The following is an 18,784-nucleotide window of genomic DNA, read 5'->3' as shown; positions in this document are numbered from 1 at the left end:
ACGAAACCATGACACTGACGGACCATCATGCTGGCGCGCGCCGCAGTTCCTCCCCTGTTCCGTCCCTACGGACCCCCCACAGGAGGACAGTCATGCGACTGCCCCGCCGAGGGAAGCCCGCCGCGGTCACCGCCGTCGTGCTGGCCCTCGCACTCGCCTCCCCCCTCACCACCCAGGTCGCCGCCCACCCGGTCACCGCCTCCTCGGCCGCCGCGGCCGACAGCGCCCGGCAGTACGTCCTCGACGGCCCCCGCACCGTCGCCGAACGCACCGCCGTCGCCGCCACCGGAGCCTCCGTCGACGCCGTGCGGACCGATTCGGTGGTGGTCACCGCCACCGCCGCCGAGGCCGACCGGCTGCGCGCGCTCGGCTGGTCCCCCAGTCCGCTGCCGGACCCGACGTACGGCGCCGGGGCCGGCGAACAGGGCGTCGGCGCCGCGGTGTACGACTTCCCGTCCGCCGACTCCGGGTACCACAACTACGCGGAGGCCACCGCCGACATCGACGCCGTCGTGGCCGCGCACCCCGACATCATGAGCAAGCGCGTCATCGGCACCTCCTACGAGGGCCGGGCGATCGTCGCCGTGAAGATCAGCGACAACGTCGGAACCGACGAGAACGAGCCCGAGGTGCTGTTCACCGCCCACCAGCACGCCCGTGAGCACCTCACCGTCGAGATGGCGCTCTACCTGCTGCACGAGTTCGGCGACAAGTACGGCACCGACAGCCGGATCACGAACGCCGTCAACAGCCGTGAGATCTGGGTGGTCCCCGACGTCAACCCGGACGGCGGCGAGTACGACATCGCCACCGGCCGCTACCGCAGCTGGCGCAAGGACCGCCAGCCCAACGCCGGCAGCAGCAGCGCCGGCACCGACCTGAACCGCAACTGGGACTACAAGTGGGGCTGCTGCGGCGGCTCCTCCGGCTCCACCTCCAGCGAGACCTACCGGGGCGCCGCCCCCGAGTCCGCCAAGGAGACCAAGGTGGTGGCCGACTTCGTCCGCACCCGGGTGATCGGCGGGAAGCAGCAGATCACCGCGGCCATCGACTTCCACACCTACAGCCAGCTGGTGCTCTGGCCGTTCGGCTGGACCACCGCCAACACCGCCACCGGAATGACCGCCGACGAGTACAACACCTTCGCCACCTTCGGCAAGGCCATGGCCGGCACCAACGGCTACACGCCCGAGCAGTCGAGCGACCTCTACATCACCGACGGCGCGATCGACGACTGGCTGTGGGGCGTGCACCGGATCTTCGCCTACACCTTCGAGATGTACCCCGGCCCGAACGGCAGCAGCGGCTTCTACCCGCCCGACGAGGTGATCGGACGCGAGACCAGCCGCAACCGCGAGGCGGTACTGCGGCTGGTGGAGACGGCCGACTGCATGTACCGCGCGATCGGCAAGCAGCAGCAGTACTGCGGCATCGCCTCCTGAGCCGGGAACGCCGCACCGGCCGGGGCCCCGTGCGGCCCCGGCCGGTGCGGCGTCCGTCCACGCGCGCGGGCCCTCGCGTCCGAGCCGGACGGGAGGGCCCGCGCCACCGTGGTCAGCGGGTGACGTTCCAGACCAGGCTGCGGGTGAGCGCCGGGGTCAGGGCCGGGTCGATGACGGAGGACGTGGGGTCGGTCGCGACCGCCTTGAGCTCGTGGGCCGCGGGCTTGGGGCCGGTCGGGCCGAGGTCGGCGACGGCGATCGCCTTCTGGTCGCGCAGGGCCTTCACCTCCTTGCCGTCGAGGTACCAGCTCAGCTTGGTGCCGGAGACCGGGAGGTCGACGGTGAGGCGGTCGGTCGCGGTCAGCCGGGTGGTGACGGGCGTGGCGCTGGTGAGGGTGGAGGCGTGCCGGTAGAAGCCGGCGATCATGGCCTCGCGGCCGGGGAGGTTGAACTCGCGCCCGAGGGAGCGCATCACGGAGTTGTCGGTCGGCCGGTTGAGGCCGGACGGGTAGTTGCCGGCGCCCTGGTAGGCGCCGACGGTCCCGCCGTCGGGCGAGGTCTTCCCGAGCCACCGGTACCACTTGGTCTTGTCCTTGCGCATCTGGTCGGCGCTCAGGGTGCTGATGTTGGCCTGCGGGGGCTCCGCGCCCTTGTAGGGCTGGGTGCCCTCGGCGACGTACTCGTCCGCGAGCTTGCCCAGCGAGTGGCCGGTCTCGTGCACCGCTATCTGGCCGGACGCGCCGTTGCCGCCCGCCACGGTGGCGATGCCGTCGTACCCGAGCGGGGACTGGGTGCTGCCGTAGCCGGCGCCGCCGTACTTGGCGGTGTTGGCGACGACGATGACGAGGTCGGCCTGCGGGGCCTTGGCGGCGTAGGTGTCCACGGCCTTGATGTCCACGCAGAGCAACCGCTCGATGGAGTTGCACCAGAAGTGCGAGCCGAGGGCGGTCTTGCGGACGGTGCTCTGCTTCGGGTCCCCGGAGACGCTCGACTCGGCGGAGACGGCGTTCACGGCCCACACGTTGAACAGCTTGCGATACGTGGCGTAGGGCTGGACGGCGCTGATGTCCTTCCACTTCGCGGCCGCGTCCTTCTGGAACTTCGCCTGCTCCGACGCCGTGTAGCCGTCGCCGATCACGACCACGTCCAGCTTGCTGTCCGAGCCGCCGTTGTTGACGATCTTCGTGACGGCACCGTCCCCGGCGGCGGCCGCGCCCATCGACGGCTCGGCGACGAAGGGGGACGCCGCAGGGACCTTGGCCCGGCTGATGGCGCCGTCCTCGGCGAAGACCTCGACGTCCTGGTCACCCGGGGAGGAGGTGCCGAGCACGGGGTCGGACGGGGCGGCGACCGCCGGGCCGACGCCGACGGCGAGGGCCGCCAGCGTCGTGGCGCCGGCCAGGAGGACCGCGGTGAGCCTGCTGTTGCGCAAGGGAGTTGCTCCGAATCGGTTGGCGGCGAAGGGTGGTGGCGAGTGGTTCCGGCACGTGACGTACGGAGCCGCACGCTGCCGTGCGCCACTGCCACCGCCCGCGCGCCGAAACCGGCACACCGGGGCCGAGCCGACCGGGCGACACCACCCGGCCACCACCTCACCGGTGGATACGGCCGACTCCCCACGAACGGTTCATGCCGCGCCCGCCCGGCGCCCCCGCCCACCCCGCCGCCGGCCGCCGGACCGGGCGGCCGCCCCCATGCCGCACACGAGGTCGGCACCGCGGCGGGCACCCACCCTTCACTTCTGCCCCGCCTGCACTCCTTAGCCGTGCACACCATCGGAGGCGCACATTCCTATGTCAACTTGTCTTGTGGCGTTCAATTTGACGATGCCTCAGCTCAAGGAGCATAGTGAAATATCACATTGCAACGACCTCCTGGATGGACCAGGAGGCCCCTTCACACAGGAGAAGGCTCCCCATGACTCGCAAGATCCTGACGACGGCCGCCGCAGCGGTCGCCCTGGGAACGGCTCTGGTCGTCGCGGCTCCGGCCGGTGCGGCAACCGCCTCCGGCGCCACCGACGCCCCCACGGTGATCTGCGACAACTACGGCCTGCAGGCCGGTCTGGCGACCAAGGTGTGCGCCACGGTGAGCGGAGACGGCATCGAGTTCACCGGCCACATCGGCCTGGCCGGCCCGCCGAGCCCCGGCAGCCCGCTCCCCCGGCCGAAGCAGGTCGAGGTCCTCCTGACCGGCAGCGTCGCCGGCGGGATCAGCCTCGGCACCACGCAGCAGACGCTGACCTTCCAGAGCCGGCCGCTGCAGGTCGAGGGCGTGCGCGGAACGGTGGCCTGCGGTTCGACCGTGCACGCCTCCTTCTCGGTCGCGTCCGCCGGGTGGCTCGCCAACCCCGTCACCACCGACGTGCCGGTGAACTGCTGACGGAACCGGCACCGGGCAGCCGTGGGAGCGCCCGCCGACGGGCGCGGCCCCCGCGGCTGCCCGGCCTTCCGTCCTCCGGTGACCGAACGTCCGCTCGCCGAACGGCCGGCGACCGCGCCGCCGGGCCCGGAGCGGTCCGGGCCCGGCCGGGCGCACACCCGGCCGGGCCGGTCCTGGGGGTACTCCCGGCGCCGCTGCGCAGACGGGAGTGTGACGGCAGGACCTAACAGATCCGCGGCAGTTGCTCACCCATCGGCAGGTCGACCACCCGGGTGCCGCCGAGCGCCGTACGGGCGACGACCATCCCGGGGTGCTCCGCCACGCACTCGCCGATCACGACCGCTCCCGCGCCCAGCGGGTGCGCCCGCATCGCGGCGAGCACCGCCTCCGCGTGTTCGCGCGGCACGAAGGCGACCAGCTTGCCCTCGTTGGCGACGTACATCGGGTCGAGCCCGAGCACCGCGCACGCGTTGGCGACCTGCGGCGGCACCGGAACGGCGCGTTCGCTCATCAGCACGCCCACGCCGGCCGCCGCCGCGATCTCGTTGAGCGCCGCCGCCAGCCCGCCCCGGGTGGGGTCGCGCAGCACGTGCAGGTCCGGGGTGACCGCCAGCATGGCCTCGACCAGGCCGCCGAGCGCGGCACAGTCGCTCTCGATCTCCACGCCGAACTCCAGGCCCTCGCGCACGCTCATGATCGCGACCCCGTGCAGCCCGATCTCCCCGCTGACGATCACCACGTCACCCGGGACGGCCCGCTGCGGCCTGATGTCCACCCCGGCCGGGACGAGCCCGATGCCGGCGGTGTTGAGGTAGACCCCGTCGCCGTGGCCGGCCTCGACCACCTTGGTGTCACCGGTGGCGACCTCCACCCCGGCCGCCCGCGCGGCGTCGCCGAGCGCCCGGGCGATCCGGTCCACCACGGCCATCTCCACGCCCTCCTCCAGGATGAACCCGCAGGACAGGTAGGCCGCCCGGGCCCCGCTCATCGCGAGGTCGTTGACCGTCCCGTTGACGGCGAGGTCGCCGATGCTGCCGCCGGGGAAGAAGAGCGGCCGCACGACGTAGGAGTCGGTGGAGAAGGCGAGTCTGGCCCCGCCGAGCTCCAGGACGGCGGAGTCGCCGAGCCCGGCGAGCACCCGGCCGCCGAACGCCGGGGCGAAGATGTTCTCCACCAGCTCGGCCGACATGGCGCCGCCTCCACCGTGCCCCATCACCACCCGGGGGTGGTCGCGCAGCGGCAGCGGGCAGCTCCACCCGGAGAAGTCCGGCGCCGCGGACGGTGCCACGGACGGCACCGCGGACGGCACCACGGACGGCGCGACAGCCGGTGCGGCGGACGGTACGCCGGCCGGTGCGGTCAGGATCTCGGCCTCAGCCAACGGGGCTCGCCTCCCGGGGAACGGCCGGCGTGCTCAGCCGGCGGTAGAGGTAGTACGCGGCGCAGGCCCCCTCGCTGGACACCATGGTGGCGCCGAGCGGGGTGCGCGGAGTGCAGGTGGTGCCGAAGGCCTCGCACCGGTCGGGCTTGAGCAGGCCCTGCAGCACTTCGCCGCTGCGGCACTGCGCGGGCTCGCGGGTGGTGATGCCGGCCACGTCGAAGCGGTTCTCGGCGTTCTGGTCGTGGTAGCGCGAGGAGAGCCGCCAACCGCTCTGCGGGATCACGCCGATGCCGCGCCAGGCCCGGTCGGTCACCTCGAAGACGTCCTCCAGCATGGCCCGTGCCGCCGGGTTGCCCTCCGGGCGGACGGCCCGGGCGTAGGCGTTCTCGACGGTGTGCTCGCCGCGCTCCAACTGCCGTACGGTGCGCCGGATTCCCTCCAGGATGTCCAGCGGCTCGAACCCGGTGACCACGATCGGCACCCGGTGCCGCTCGGCCAGCGCCGGGTACTCGTCGGTGCCCATCACGCTGCACACGTGCCCGGCGGCCAGGAAGCCCTGCACCCGGCACTCCGGCGAGGTCATGATGGCCTCGATGGCCGGGGGCACCCGCACGTGCGAGACGAGCATGCTGAAGTTGCGGATGCCCTGCTTCCTGGCCTGGTGAACGGCCATCGCGTTCGGCGGGGCGGTGGTCTCGAAGCCGATGCCGAAGAAGACGACCTCGCGGTGCGGGTTCTCCCGGGCGATCTTCAGCGCGTCCAGCGGCGAGTACACCACCCGGACGTCACCGCCCTCGCCGCGGACCCGGAAGAGGTCGCGGTCGGTGCCCGGCACCCGCAGCATGTCGCCGAACGAGCAGAAGATCACCTCGGGCCGGGCGGCGATCGCCAGCGCCCGGTCGATCACCTCCAGCGGGGTGACACAGACCGGGCAGCCCGGCCCGTGGATCAACTCGACCTCCTCCGGAAGGAGTTGGTCGATCCCCTGACGGATGATGGTGTGCGTCTGCCCGCCGCACACCTCCATCAGCGCCCACGGCCTGGTGACCGTCGCCCTGATGTCGGCGAGCAGGCCGGCCGCCAGCTCCGGGTTCTGGAAGTCCTCCAGGTACTTCACCGCTGCTCCTCCCCCACGGCCGCCGCCGCCGCTTCCCACGGATCGCCGAACTCCTCCTGGAGCAGGCCGATCTCGGCGAAGAGCTCCAGCGTCCGGCGGGCCGACTCCTCGTCGAGGCGCTGCAGGGCGAACCCGACGTGCACGATGGCGTACTCACCCACCTTCAGGTCCGGGAGGTACTCCAGACACACGTCCTTGACGACTCCGCCGAAGTCGACGACCGCCATCCTGGCGCCGTCGCGTTCCGCGATCTCCACCACTCTTCCGGGCACCGCCAGACACATCCGGGCTCTCTCCTCTCAGGTGACGGCCGGGCCGGCGGCCCGGGCGGCCACCATCAGCTGCCCGAGCGCCAGTCCTCCGTCGTTGGGCGGCACCCGGCGGTGCCGCAGCACGGTGAAGCCGTCCGCGCGCAGGCCGGCCGCGCAGGCCGAGGACAGCAGCGCGTTGGCGAAGACCCCGCCGGTCAGCGCGACCGTCCCGGTGCCGTGCTCGTCCCGGGCCGCGCCGCAGATCCGGCGGACCAGTCCGGCCACCGCGTCGTGGAAGCGCGCCGCGATCAGACCGGCCGGAGCGCCGGCGGCCAGGTCGGCCACCACCGCGGCCAGCACCGGCGCCGGGTCGGCGACCAGGGTGCCGTCGACCGGTCGCAGGTCGAACGCGTACCCCTCGGCCGGGCCGTGCGCCAGCGCCGCGCCCTCCAGCTCGATCGCCGCCTGCGCCTCGTACTCGGCCCGCTGGCAGACCCCGGCCAGGGCCGACACCGCGTCGAACAGCCGCCCCATGCTGGAGGTCGGCAGGCAGTTCAGCGAGCGCTCCAACTGCCGCTCCAGCACCCGCCGTTCGTCGTCCGGGCAGGCCAGCACCGGGGGCAGGTCCGCCGCCCACGGCAGCCCTGCCGCGCGCAGCTGGGCGAGCGCCGTCCGGTACGGGCGCGCCACCGCCGCGTCCCCGCCCGGCAGCGGGACGTAGGCGAGGTGGGCGAGGCGGCGGTAGCCGTCGTAGTCGGCCAGCAGCACCTCGCCGCCCCACACCGCGCCGTCGTCGCCGTAGCCGGTGCCGTCGAAGGCGACGCCCAGGACGGGCCGGCCGCCGTCGAGGCCGTGCTCGGCCATCACCGAGGCGACGTGCGCGTGGTGGTGCTGCACCGCCCGCATCTCCCGCCCCCCGGCGGTGCTCCGGGCGTGCCGGACGGACCGGTAGCCGGGGTGGCGGTCCACGGCCAGCAGGTCGGGCCGGACCCCGGTGACGGCACCCAGGTGCACCACCGCCCGGTCGAAGGCCTCCAGGGTGGCGAGGTCGTCCATGTCCCCGATGTGGCCGGACAGCCAGGCGTAACCGTCCTGCGCCAGCGCGAAGGTGTTCTTGAGGTCGCCGCCGACGGCCAGCACGGGCCGGACCGGCACCGGGAGCGGCAGGGGCAGCGGCGCGTGGCCGCGGGAGCGGCGGATCGGCAGTTGCTCGCCGTCCACCACCCGCACCACCGAGTCCTCGCACGGTACGTGGATGGGCCGGTCGTGCGTCAGCCAGGCGTCGACCAGCGGTGCGAGCCGGGCGAAGGCGTCCCGGTCCTCCGTCACGACCGGCTCGCCGGAGAGGTTGGCGCTGGTCATCACGAGCAGTCCGGGGCCGGGCGGGGCGATCAGCAGGTGGTGCAGCGGGGTGTACGGCAGCATCACCCCGAGGTCGGGGCTGCGGGGCGCCACCGCCTCCAGTGCCGCCGGCAACGGCCCGCGGCGGCGCAGCAGGACGATCGGCCGGACGGCCCCGGTGAGCAGTTCCTCCTCGACCGGGCCCGGGCGGACCAGCGGGGCGATCTCCCCGAGGTCCCGTGCCATCAGGGCGAAGGGCTTGGCGCCGCGCCGCTTGCGCCGGCGCAGCCGGGCCACGCTCTCCTCGTTGAGCGCGTCGCAGGCCAGGTGGTAGCCACCGATGCCCTTGACGGCCAGGATCGCTCCGCCGGCGAGCAGCCGCCGGGCCTCGGTGAGCGCCGCGTCGCCCTCGCGCGTCGCCAGCCCCGGCACGACCAGGGCGAGTCCGGGCCCGCAGGCGTGGCAGCAGACCGGCTGGGCGTGGAAGCGCCGGTCGGCCGGGTCGGTGTACTCCCGCTCGCAGTCCGGGCACATCGGGAAGCCGGCCATCGTGGTGTTCGCCCGGTCGTACGGCAGACCGGTCACGATGGTGTGGCGGGGCCCGCAGTTGGTGCAGCTGATGAACGGGTGCCGGTAGCGGCGGTCGCCGGGGTCGGCGAGTTCGGCGAGGCAGTCCACGCAGGTGGCGGTGTCGGGCGGAATCAGCGTCCGGCGCGGGCCGTCGGCCCGGGAGGGCGTGATGGCGAACCCGGCCGCGCCGGTGGGGGCCAGCGCCTCGTGCTCCACCGAGGCGACCCGCGCCAGCGGCGGCGCGTCGGTCGCGACCCGGCGGCAGAACGCGTCCACCGACTCCGGCCGGCCCTCGACCTCGGCCAGCACGCCGTCCCCGGTGTTGGTGACGGTGCCGGCCAGGCCGAGTTCGGCGGCGAGCGTGAAGACGAACGGCCGGAACCCGACGCCCTGGACGAGTCCCCGGACGGCGACCCTGCGCCGCTGCGCCCCGGCCACGGGCGGACCGGCCGTCACGACCGGTCCGCCACCGGGGCGTGCGGATGCGCGTGCGCGCCGTCGTGCCCGTGCCCGTGCTCCGCCCCGGGCCCGTGCGTGTGCCCGGCGTCCGGCCCGTGCGCATGCCCGTGCGTGTGTCCATGGGTGTGCCCGTGCCCGTGCCCCGGGGTGCCCGCCATGACCGGCCGGTGGGCCTCGGCGCCGTCCAGCACCGCGAGCGCCCGGTCCAGCAGCACCCCCGCCCCCTGCCCGGTCCGGACGGAGGTGAACAGCACCTCCACCCCCGGGTTGACCCGCGCGACGCTCGCCAGGAACGCGGCCTCGTCGAACTCCGCCGCCACCGCGAGGTCCGCCTTCGTCACCAGGACCAGGTTGGCCAGCCCGAAGGCCGTCGGGTACTTGAGCGGCTTGTCCTCCCCCTCGGTGACGGACGCGAGCACCACCCGCAGCGACTCGCCGAGGTCGTACGAGGCCGGGCAGACCAGGTTGCCGACGTTCTCGACGAAGAGCAGCCGGGTGTCCTGCGGCAGCCAGCCCGCCAGGTGTTCCCGGAGCATCGCCGTCTCCAGGTGGCAGAGCCCGTCGGTGAGCACCTGCTTCACCGGTGCGCCCGAACGGGCCAGCCGCACCGCGTCGTTCTCGGTCGCGAGGTCCGCGGTGAGCGCCGCCACCGGCACGCCGCGCGCCCGGGCCAGCCCGAGCTCGGCCTCCAGCAGCGCCGTCTTCCCGCTGCCGGGGCTGGACAGCAGGTTCACCACGACGGTTCCGCGCGCCGCGAGTTCGGCGCGCAGCTCGCGGGCGCCGTCGTCGTTGCGGGCGAGGACCGCCTGCCGGAGTTCCACCGAGCGACACATCGCATTCAGCCTTCCTGGTCGGCCAGGGCGCCCGCGGGGCGCTCGGCCCACTGGACGCCGAGGATCTGCAACTCCCGGCCCGCGAGCAGCTCGACCCGGGCGCCGGCACAGCGCGGGCACCCCAGGTCGGGGGGCATGCCGACGGCCCACTCGACCCCGCACGGGGTGCACCTCGCCCGCGCCGGCACGGCCTCGGTCTCCAGTACCGCGCCCTCCACCAGCGTTCCGGCGCAGGCGAGTTCGAAGCAGAAGTCCAGCGCGGAGGGCACCACTCCGGCGAGTTCGCCGACCTGCAGGCGCACCTTCTCCACCGCGAACGCCCCGTGCTCACGGGCTGCCGCGTCCACCTGCTCGACGACGGCCGTCGCGATCGACATCTCGTGCATCGGGCCCACTCCCCTTGCCGGAGGCAACAGGCTCCATTACAAGGGCGCGGTGGCGACATCGGCTCGCAGCCGCGCCGCCACCGCGCCCGGAGTACACCGTTCGCCGCAACCCGGTCCTCACATCCGCAGGATCCGCAGGTAGCGCTTCAGGTCGGGCAGGCTCTGCCAGACCAGGGTCACGACCGCGGCCACGACGGCCGCGCCCAGCAGGTTCTTCAGCATGGTGACTCCTCTCGCTGCGCCTGCGCGTCCGCTCCGACGATCCGCAGGACCACTCCGACCGCCTCCTCGACGGCGGCGGCCACCGGGGCACTGAGCCCGATGCCCTCCTCCAGCGACGCCGGCTCGCACCCGACCACCAGCACCCGCCCGGGCGGGGATCCGCCCGTCCCGGCGGCCAGCGTGGCGAGCAGCGCGAGCACGGCGTCCGGACCCATCCGGTGCCCGTCCAGCACGGGCGACTCCACCGGACCGGCGTCCGCCTCGATCAGGTACACCGTGCCCGGCTCGCCGCCGCGCGCGGTGGCGTCGACGAGCACGAGCGTCCGGTAGCCGTCCAGGAGCTGGTAGGCCAGGTGCACTCCGCGCACCCCGATGTCGACCAGCTCGACGTCCGGCGGCAGCGGGTGCCCGGCCAGCCGCCGGACGGTCTCCACGCCGAACCCGTCGTCGCCGAGGAAGATGTTGCCCACCCCGGCCACCAGCACCCGGCCCGCGCTCATGACTCCTCCAGCGGGGTGACCTCGTCCGGCTGGAAGTACCGGAACCGGCCCTGGGCCCGCCACAGGTCCGCCCCCGGGTCGTCCTCCACCGTCACCGCGAGGTGCACCGAGCCGTCGACGTCGTGCAGCACGGCCTCCACCACGGCGGTCCGGCCGTGCAGGAAGAGGTCCTGGGCGTCGGTGCGCCGTCGGCCGGGGCGGAGCAGGACGCGGCTGCCGGCCCCGACCTCGCGGCCGTCGACCACCACCCGGTCCCGGTCCGGGTCCACCTCCGGGTCGTTGCCCGGATCCCACCAGGGCTGGTCCGAGGTGTCCCCGGTGATCTCGCGCAGGCCCCGGACGGCGCCGTGCAGGCGCTCCAGGACCTCCGCGGGCATCGAGTCGGCGAGGTCGATCACGGCGCCCGCCCGGTCGTCCGTGCCCCGGGCCTCCCGCTTCTCGCGCTCGGTCAGGGCCGCCGTCCGCAGCGCGAGGATCTCGTCGATCTCGGTCGCGTCGTAGAGCGCGCCGAGGCTCTCCGGGGCGACGAGCGGGTGGTCCTCCAGGATGATCGGCGAGGACAGCAGCACCTGGCTCCGGCCCGGCGGCCCGGCCAGCACCGGCCAGGTGTGCTCGTTGCGGCACTCGCCGACGGCCGCCTTGGCCCACTCGGGCGGGTCCGTCACCGACAGGAAGGCGCCCCGGTCCAGGCCCAGCAGCAGGTGCGCGGAGACCAGCGCGCGCGGCAGTGCCGCCTCCCGCCGGTCGCCCGGCCCGGGCGACCAGTCGGCGGTGTTCTCCACCACGACCGACAGTCTGCGCACCTCGTACGGTCCGGGGACGTCCCGGGCGGTCAGCCGCAGGACGCCGTCGGCCCGCTCGCGCCGGCGCAGCAGCCGGCCGACCGTCGCACCGCCCTCGCGGAGCAGTTCCATCTCCTCGCAGGCCGGCAGGGTGAACGGACGGACGATCCCGTCACCGGTCAACTCGTCCACCGGGACGACCAGTTCGACCCGTTCCTCGACTCCCTCGTCCCACGGGACGAGCACCCGGTCGGCGAGCTCCAGCTCGTCGACCGGTTCGAAGCCGCCGGTGCCGGTGGCGCGTTGGACGATCCGCCGCTGCGCCCGGAGGAACCGCAGCTCCACCGCGAGCCGGTCGCCGGGGCGCGGTTCCATCAGGCACTCGGTGCGCTGGTGGGAGTGTTCGCCGCTGTCCTGGCCGTAGCCGGGCGGGACGAGGACGCCGAACTGCCAGCGCAGCCGGTTCTTGGCCGCCGATGCGCGGTAGGGGTAGAGCACGTAGCCCTCGAAGAGGACGGCGTCGGCGATCTGCCGGGCGTGGGCGAACCGGCCCTCGGTCTCGGCCGTGAAGGCGTTCACCGGGCGACCTCCTCGGTCCGGACGGCGTCGAGCAGCTCGCGCACGGTCGCCTCCCAGGACGGCAGGGCCCGCCGTGAGCGGTAGGCGAGCAGCTCCGCCATCAGTTCGGCCGGCAGCCGCAGCCACCCGCAACCGGGGAAGTGCTGCTCGATCATCTCCCGCCACACCTGCACGGGCATCCGCAGCGTCGCCTCGCGGTCCCAGGGCACCGGGCTCACCTGGAAGCCGCCGGGGCCGGCGAACGCGGTGCCGGAGAAGAGCAGCAGCAGGGGGACGTCGCCGCCGTCCAGCGCCGCGAGGTAGCGGGCCGAGGCCACGTCCATGTCGTAGGTGCACGGCACGACCAGGTCCACCTCGGTCTCGCCGGTGAAGCCGGGCACCATCAGCGGGACGAGGGCGAACTGCACCGGGTGCAGCGTGCTGCCCCAGCGGGAGCGCTCGCCGAAGAGGTCGGCCAGCCGCTCGCCCTCCGCCTCGCCGTAGGAGCGCCGCGCGGGCTCGATCCGCAGCTGGCAGCGGAGTGCGAGGGCGTGCACCCGGGTGCCGGCGGGGGCGGTGATCCGCAGCCGCAGGACGAGCGTCGGCCCGGCCGCGTGGGGATCGGCCCGCACCCCGGTGCAGGCGAAGGCCAGGTCGGTCACGAGACCTCCTCCGGTCGTGGCGCCCGGGCCCGCCCGGCCACCCGCGCGAAGAACGCGTCGAGTTCGGCCCGGGCCTCGGCCCCGCCGTCGAACCCCTTCCAGCACCGCCGCAGCCGGCCCACCAGCTCGTAGCAGACGTCGATCGGCACCAGGAAGCACTGGACCGGGCTCGCGGCCGGGTGCCGCAGCAGCAGCGCCTCGACGTCGGGCTCCAGTTCGGCGGCGAGCCGGCTGCCGTCGAGCGCGGCCTGCCAGTCCGCCTCGTCGGGCTCGCTCTCGGTCGCGCCGCCCGGCCCGGGGTAGAGCAGCACCAGCCGGTCCTGGCGGGCGTTGCGGAACAGGAAGGCCGTCTCGACCGGGATCCCCAGCGCCGCCCACTGCTCCTCGCCGAAGCGGTGGTCCGGCTCGGCGAGGTAGCGGTCGGGCACGCCGCGGTAGCGGCCGCCGGCCGCGCCGGGCTGCTGGAACAGCAGCCCGCAGGCCGTGCAGACGCAGGTGAGGGCCTGCTCCTCGGTGTCCACCAGGTGCCGGTGCTCCTGCGGGACCTGCTGGCCGCAGAACGTGCAGCGCTCCGGCTGCGGGGGCGCGGGCTCGCGCAGCCGGCGCAGCAGGGCCGCGCCGGGGCGGGACAACCGACGGGTGCTCACCGCACCTCCGCCGAGGCCGGCGGACGGGTGCCGATCTGCAACAGCTGCGGCGCGCGCTCCAGCTCCACGGCCGTCACCTCGGGGGCGTGGCAGGCCAGGGCGGCCTCGATGTCCTGCTCGCTGCAGCCGCAGCCGGTCCTGGTGCGGCGCAGCCGCAGGCTGCCCGTCGCGGGATCGAACCCGAGCTGCTCGACCGGCTCGGGCAGCGAGGCGAGCGCGCGGGCGATCCGCGCGCCGACGTCCTCGGGGTGGAGGTCGTGCAGCACCAGCAGCCCGGCCACCGCCGGGTCGTCCAGCAGCCGCCCCAGCGCCTGCGGCGGCAGCGCCCGGACGAGCCGGGTGAGGCCGTCCCCGTAGAAGGCCATCAGCTCGCGGACGAGCTGCTCGCCCGCCCCCTGCTCCTCGCCGCCCAGCCGGTCCAGCGCCTCCTGGATCCGCAGCCCGGTCTCCTCCGCCGTCATGCGGTGAGCCCGCTCAGGCCCGTGGGCACGTGCATCTTCTGCACGGTCCGGCCGCCGCCGACGTACATGTGGACGCCGCAGGGCAGACAGGGGTCGAAGCTGCGCACGGCCCGCATGATGTCGATGCCCTTGAAGTTCTCCGGCGAGTTCTCCTCGAAGATCGGCGTGTTCTGCACCGCGTCCTCGTACGGGCCGGGCGTGCCGAAGCTGTCGCGCACGCTCGCGTTCCAGGGCGTCGGCGGGTACGGGTGGTAGTTGGCGATCTTGCCGTCCCGGATCACCATGTGGTGCGACAGGACGCCGCGCACCGCCTCGGTGAAGCCGCAGCCGATGGACTCGTCCGGCACCTCGAACCGCTCCCAGGTCTGGCTGCGCCCGGCGCGGACCTCGGCCAGGGCCTTCTCCGCGAAGTGCAGGGCGGCCGCGGCCGCGTACGCCTGGAAGTACGTCCGGGCGCGGTTGCGCTCGATGGCGTTGCTCCACTGCGGGATCTTCCACTCGAAGGTGGTCTCCGGCTTGGTCATCGAGCGCGGCAGGTTGATCTGCACGCTGTGGCCGGTGGCCTTGATGTAGCCGATGTCGACCAGGCCGGAGAGCGCGGTGGACCAGAGGCGGGCGATCGGGCCGCCGCCGGTGTCGAGGGCGAGGTAGTCCTTGCCGTCGAACCAGCGCGGGGACATCACCCAGCTGTACTTGTCGTCGAAGTTGCGCTTCTGCGGGGCGGGGACGGTGTGCTGGTTCCAGGGGTGCCGGGGGTCGACCGGGTTGCCCAGCGGGTCGTGGGTGACGAACAGCTCCTTGCCCTCCCAGTCCTCGTAGTAGGAGCTGCCGAGCAGGATGCGGATGCCGAGGTTGATCTCGGTCAGGTCGTTGGTGACCAGCTTGCCGTCGACGACCACGCCCGGGGTGACGAACATCTTCCGACCCCAGTCGGTCATGTTCCGGTACGTGAAGTCGCAGTGGTCGGGGTCGTTGAGGCTCCCCCAGCAGCCGAGCAGGACGCGCCGCCGGCCGACCTCCTCGTAGCCGGGCAGGGCCTCGTAGAAGAAGTCGAAGAGGTCGTCGTGCAGCGGCACGACCTTCTTCATGAACTCCACGTACCGCATCAGCCGGGTCAGGTAGTCGGTGAACAGCTGGACCGACGCCACCGTGCCGACGCCGCCCGGGTAGAGCGTGGAGGGGTGCACGTGGCGGCCCTCCATCAGGCAGAACATCTCCCGGGTGTAGCGGCTGACCTGCAGCGCCTCGCGGTAGAACTCGCCCTCGATCGGGTTGAGCGAGCGCATGATGTCGGCGATCGTCCTGTACCCGTGGTCGCCGGCGTGCGGGGCCGCGGTGCGCTCGGCCAGCTCCAGGACACCGGGGTTGGTCTCGCGGACCATCTTCTCGCAGTAGTCGACCCCGACCAGGTTCTCCTGGAAGATGTTGTGGTCGAACATGTACTCGGCGGCCTCGCCGAGGTTGATGATCCACTCGCCGAGGTGCGGGGGCTTCACCCCGTACGCCATGTTCTGCGCGTAGACGGAGCAGGTGGCGTGGTTGTCGCCGCAGATGCCGCAGATGCGGCTGGTGATGAAGTGCGCGTCGCGCGGGTCCTTGCCCCGCATGAAGACGCTGTAGCCGCGGAAGACCGAGGAGGTGCTGTAGCACTCCGCGACCTTCTTCTGCTTGAAGTCGATCTTCGTGTGGATGCCGAGGCTGCCCACGATCCGGGTGATCGGGTCCCAGGACATCTCCACCAGGCCGCTGCCGTCGCCGGCTGCCTTCGTCGTCGGTGCCATCGTGTCTGTCGTGCCCTTCTGGAAGCGGGGAGGGTCAGCGGCGGAGCGGGCCGCCGCACGGAGGTGCGGCGGCCCGCCGGGTCACCGCGGCGTGCGGTAACCGGTCGTCAGCGTGCGCCCCGGGTGGCGCCACTTGGGTTCCTTGTCGAGGGTCTTCATGGTGATCGAGCGCAGCCGCCGGATCACCGCGCCGTACGCGGAGCTCGCGTTGGTCGAGATGTGGGAGCCCGGCGGCGGGTCCATGAAGGGCATGAACTTGTCGGGGAAGCCGGGCATCGTGCAGGCGATGCAGATGCCGCCGACGTTGGGACAGCCGCCGATGCCGTTGATCCAGCCGCGCTTGGTGACGTTGCACTTGACGACCGGGCCCCAACAGCCCAGCCGCACCAGGCACTCCGGTGTGCCGTACTCGGTGGCGAACTGGCCCTGCTCGTAGTAGCCGCCGCGGTCACAGCCCTCGTGCACGGTGGCGCCGAAGAGCCAGGTCGGACGCAGCTTGTCGTCCAGCGGGATCATCGGCGCGGAGCCGGCCAGCTGGTAGAGCAGGTAGGTCAGCGTCTCGGAGAAGTTGTCGGGCTGGATGGGGCAGCCCGGCACGCAGACGATGGGCAGGCCGGCCTTGGACTTCCAGTCCCAGCCCAGGTAGTCGGGCACGCCCATGGCGCCGGTCGGATTGCCGGCCATGGCGTGGATGCCGCCGTAGGTGGCGCAGGTACCGATGGCGACGACCGCCGTGGCCTTGGGCGAGAGGCGGTCGAGCCACTCACTGGTGGTGATCGGCTGACCGGTCCGCGGATCGTCGCCGAAGCCGCACCAGTAGCCCTCCTCCTTGATGCTCTCGTTCGGGATGGATCCTTCGACGACCAGGACGAACGGGTCGAGTTCGCCGCGGTCCGCCTTGAAGAACCACTCCACGAAGTTGTCCGCGCCCTGGACCGGCCCGCACTCGAAGTCGATCAGCGGCCAGTGGACGGCGATCTTCGGCAGGCCCGGCAGTGCGCCGGTGACGATCTCCTCGATGCTCGGCTGCATGGCCGCGGTCAGGGAGACCGAGTCACCGTCGCAGCTCAGGCCCGCGTTGATCCAGAGAATGTGCACCACATCAGCGTCGGTGGCGCTCGTTGTTGCAGCACCCATGAGGATGCCTCCTCGGAACTGGGAGCCGGACAAAAAGGCTCAAACCAGTCATAGCAGCGGTTGCCGCCGCCCGCCGGTCCGCAGGGCCGGGGGAGCACTCGGACGGAGCGCAAGCCGGGGCGGCCGTTCGGACCATCCGGCCGGGGCCTACGGCGCGTACGGCGGTGCGGGCGCGGGCGCCGGCCGCTTGCGGACGAAGGCGGCGCGGAGCGCGTGGTAGGGCGCGTCCGGGGTGAAGAACTGGCGCCGCATCACGGCCAGTTCTTCTCGGCGGTACGCGGCCAGCGGCTTCACCAGCTCGTCCGCCTCACGGGCGGCCTTCTTGGCGGCGATCCGGTCCTGGGCGGTCGGCGAGGCGGCGAGCAGCCCGGCCAGCCGGCCCGCCTCCCGCCCGAAGTCCTGCGGGGCGCACGGCAGCACCCGGTCGATCAGCCGGCCCCGCAGGGCGGCCGCGGCGCTGACCGGGAGCGCCCGGGCGGTGAGCCGGCCGGCCTCGGCCGCCCCCACCCGGCGCGGCAGGGTGTAGGTCCAGTACTCCGAGCCGTGCAGGCCCATCAGGCGGTAGTGCGGATTGAGCACCGCGCCCCGGCGGCACCACACCTCGTCGGCCGCCAGCGCGAGCATCACCCCGCCGGCGGCGGCGTTCCCGCCGAGGGCCGCGACCACCAGGCGGTCCGTGGTGGTGAGGACGGCCTCGACCAGGTCGTCGATGGCGTTGATGTTCGCCCAGGACTCGGCCGCCGGGTCGGGCGCGGCCTCGATGACGTTCAGGTGGATCCCGTTGGAGAAGAAGTCGCGGCCGCCGCCCAGCACCAGGACGGAGGTCGGCCGGCCCAGCGCGAAGCGGTAGGCGTCGAGCAGCCGGCGGCAGTGCCCGGTGCTCATCGCGCCACCGGGGAAGGAGAAGCGGAGCACCCCGACCGGGCCGTCCTCCCGGTAGCGGATGTCCGACCAGACCGGGTCGTCCGGCGCCGGCATCAGCGGCGCGGGCACCTCGGGCAGGGCCGGCAGTGCGTCGCCGAGCGCGGTGACGGCCGGCAGTTTGAAGGTCGCGGGGCCGCCCGGGTGACGGCGGCGGCGGAGTTCGGGAATCCACACCGCACCGTCGGCCGTCGCCCGGCAGACCGCTCCGGCCCGGGTCGCCAGCAGGTCGCCGGGGCGCCCGCGCAGGGCGTGCTCCCGGTGGCCGCCGTGCAGGTACCACTCGGCGCCGAGCAGCTCGTCGAGCACCCCGGGCTGGGAGTCCGCCGCCCGGAGGCTGCGCAGCACGGTGCCGGTGGCGTCCCCGGCCCAGTCGATCCGCCGGGTCTCCTGGCGCAGGTAGGGCCTGGTGTGGTCCGGCGCCCGCCACGCGGGGCCGCTCTGCGGGCGCGGGGTGAAGGTGCCCGAGGCGAACCGTTCCACGGCGCGCAGCACCGCCCCGACCGCGGCGTCGGAGACCTCGTTGCGGTAGAGGTCGCTCTTGCCGACGGGCGGCAGCGGGCAGGCCTGCGTGGCCCAGACGGCGCCGGCGTCCATCACCTCGTCGGCCTGGAGCACCGTCACTCCCCAGTCGACCGCTCCCTCGTGGATCGCCCAGTCGAGGGAGGACGGCCCGCGGTCCCCCGGCGGGCCGGGGTGCACGATCAGGCACGGCAGCGCCGACCAGACGTCGCGCGGGAGCGCCGTCCGCAGTATCGGGGCGATCACCAGCTCCGGGGCCGAGCGGGCGACCGCCTCGCGCAGCGCGTCGTCGTCCCCGGCCGGATGGACCTCGACCACGTGCCGGAGGTCCCGCAACTCGGCGTGGACCCGTTGGGTGAGGCTGTTGAACGCGCTCGCGACGAGCAGGATCCGCATGGCCGCCTCCGGCGGTGTGGGCACCCGTGAACC

At 73.5% G+C, this 18,784-nt stretch carries 18 protein-coding genes; 2 read left to right on the top strand and 16 right to left on the bottom strand.

Features of this window, described 5'->3' with window-relative positions; genetic code table 11:
- Positions 1–92: 92 nt before the first annotated feature.
- The gene (locus tag ACWDRR_RS05510) at positions 93–1,442 is read left to right on the top strand and encodes a M14 family metallopeptidase (RefSeq protein WP_449770872.1); all 1,350 of its coding nucleotides are present in this window, start codon (positions 93–95) and stop codon (positions 1,440–1,442) included.
- 112 nt (positions 1,443–1,554) lie between these two features.
- Here ACWDRR_RS05510 and ACWDRR_RS05505 read toward each other — a convergent pair whose 3' ends face one another.
- Positions 1,555–2,874 (bottom strand): M64 family metallopeptidase, encoded by a 1,320-nt coding sequence (locus tag ACWDRR_RS05505; RefSeq protein ID WP_449770871.1) that lies wholly within the window; start codon positions 2,872–2,874, stop codon positions 1,555–1,557.
- A 485-nt stretch (positions 2,875–3,359) separates the two neighbouring features.
- Between ACWDRR_RS05505 and ACWDRR_RS05500 the strand changes: the two genes are divergently transcribed.
- Positions 3,360–3,824: a hypothetical protein gene (locus ACWDRR_RS05500; RefSeq protein WP_449770870.1), complete on the top strand. Its 465-nt coding sequence runs from the start codon at positions 3,360–3,362 to the stop codon at positions 3,822–3,824.
- Between the two features lie 223 nt (positions 3,825–4,047).
- Here the strand turns inward: ACWDRR_RS05500 and hypE are convergent, their stop codons facing one another.
- The 15 genes from hypE to ACWDRR_RS05425 form a co-directional block, all read right to left on the bottom strand.
- A complete protein-coding gene (hypE, locus tag ACWDRR_RS05495; RefSeq protein ID WP_449771037.1) occupies positions 4,048–5,121 on the bottom strand; it encodes a hydrogenase expression/formation protein HypE in 1,074 nt (357 codons plus the stop codon).
- A 76-nt stretch (positions 5,122–5,197) separates the two neighbouring features.
- The gene (hypD, locus tag ACWDRR_RS05490) at positions 5,198–6,322 is read right to left on the bottom strand and encodes a hydrogenase formation protein HypD (protein ID WP_449770869.1); all 1,125 of its coding nucleotides are present in this window, start codon (positions 6,320–6,322) and stop codon (positions 5,198–5,200) included.
- Positions 6,319–6,606 (bottom strand): HypC/HybG/HupF family hydrogenase formation chaperone, encoded by a 288-nt coding sequence (locus ACWDRR_RS05485; RefSeq protein ID WP_449770868.1) that lies wholly within the window; start codon positions 6,604–6,606, stop codon positions 6,319–6,321. The genes hypD and ACWDRR_RS05485 overlap by 4 nt, the downstream gene beginning before the upstream one ends.
- A 15-nt stretch (positions 6,607–6,621) precedes the next feature.
- Complete coding sequence (hypF, locus tag ACWDRR_RS05480; RefSeq protein WP_449770867.1) at positions 6,622–8,940, bottom strand: carbamoyltransferase HypF; 2,319 nt, start codon at positions 8,938–8,940, stop codon at positions 6,622–6,624.
- Positions 8,937–9,776: a hydrogenase nickel incorporation protein HypB gene (gene hypB, locus ACWDRR_RS05475; protein WP_449770866.1), complete on the bottom strand. Its 840-nt coding sequence runs from the start codon at positions 9,774–9,776 to the stop codon at positions 8,937–8,939. Before hypB ends, hypF begins: the two co-directional genes overlap by 4 nt.
- A 5-nt stretch (positions 9,777–9,781) precedes the next feature.
- Positions 9,782–10,162, bottom strand: coding sequence for a hydrogenase maturation nickel metallochaperone HypA (gene hypA / locus ACWDRR_RS05470; RefSeq protein ID WP_449770865.1), 381 nt, complete (start codon positions 10,160–10,162; stop codon positions 9,782–9,784).
- A 117-nt stretch (positions 10,163–10,279) separates the two neighbouring features.
- Positions 10,280–10,384 (bottom strand): DUF6893 family small protein, encoded by a 105-nt coding sequence (locus ACWDRR_RS05465; RefSeq protein WP_387884460.1) that lies wholly within the window; start codon positions 10,382–10,384, stop codon positions 10,280–10,282.
- Positions 10,378–10,884 carry a hydrogenase maturation protease gene (locus tag ACWDRR_RS05460; protein WP_449770864.1) on the bottom strand — a complete coding sequence of 169 codons (507 nt, stop codon included), beginning with the start codon at positions 10,882–10,884 and terminating at the stop codon, positions 10,378–10,380. Before ACWDRR_RS05460 ends, ACWDRR_RS05465 begins: the two co-directional genes overlap by 7 nt.
- Positions 10,881–12,245, bottom strand: coding sequence for a hypothetical protein (locus tag ACWDRR_RS05455; RefSeq protein ID WP_449770863.1), 1,365 nt, complete (start codon positions 12,243–12,245; stop codon positions 10,881–10,883). The genes ACWDRR_RS05460 and ACWDRR_RS05455 overlap by 4 nt, the downstream gene beginning before the upstream one ends.
- Positions 12,242–12,886 carry a DUF6084 family protein gene (locus tag ACWDRR_RS05450; protein WP_449770862.1) on the bottom strand — a complete coding sequence of 215 codons (645 nt, stop codon included), beginning with the start codon at positions 12,884–12,886 and terminating at the stop codon, positions 12,242–12,244. Before ACWDRR_RS05450 ends, ACWDRR_RS05455 begins: the two co-directional genes overlap by 4 nt.
- Positions 12,883–13,533: a DUF5947 family protein gene (locus tag ACWDRR_RS05445; protein WP_449770861.1), complete on the bottom strand. Its 651-nt coding sequence runs from the start codon at positions 13,531–13,533 to the stop codon at positions 12,883–12,885. Before ACWDRR_RS05445 ends, ACWDRR_RS05450 begins: the two co-directional genes overlap by 4 nt.
- Positions 13,530–13,994: a thioredoxin gene (locus tag ACWDRR_RS05440; RefSeq protein ID WP_449770860.1), complete on the bottom strand. Its 465-nt coding sequence runs from the start codon at positions 13,992–13,994 to the stop codon at positions 13,530–13,532. Before ACWDRR_RS05440 ends, ACWDRR_RS05445 begins: the two co-directional genes overlap by 4 nt.
- Positions 13,991–15,775, bottom strand: a complete 1,785-nt coding sequence (locus ACWDRR_RS05435) for a nickel-dependent hydrogenase large subunit (protein ID WP_449770859.1) — start codon at positions 15,773–15,775, stop codon at positions 13,991–13,993. Before ACWDRR_RS05435 ends, ACWDRR_RS05440 begins: the two co-directional genes overlap by 4 nt.
- 81 nt (positions 15,776–15,856) lie before the next feature.
- Positions 15,857–16,912 carry an NADH-quinone oxidoreductase subunit B family protein gene (locus ACWDRR_RS05430; protein WP_449770858.1) on the bottom strand — a complete coding sequence of 352 codons (1,056 nt, stop codon included), beginning with the start codon at positions 16,910–16,912 and terminating at the stop codon, positions 15,857–15,859.
- 147 nt (positions 16,913–17,059) lie between these two features.
- Positions 17,060–18,751 carry an enoyl-CoA hydratase-related protein gene (locus tag ACWDRR_RS05425; RefSeq protein ID WP_449770857.1) on the bottom strand — a complete coding sequence of 564 codons (1,692 nt, stop codon included), beginning with the start codon at positions 18,749–18,751 and terminating at the stop codon, positions 17,060–17,062.
- Positions 18,752–18,784 lie beyond the last annotated feature (33 nt).

The sequence above is a fragment of the Kitasatospora sp. NPDC003701 genome (assembly GCF_053587085.1).
This window is presented reverse-complemented; position numbering and strand designations above follow the sequence as displayed.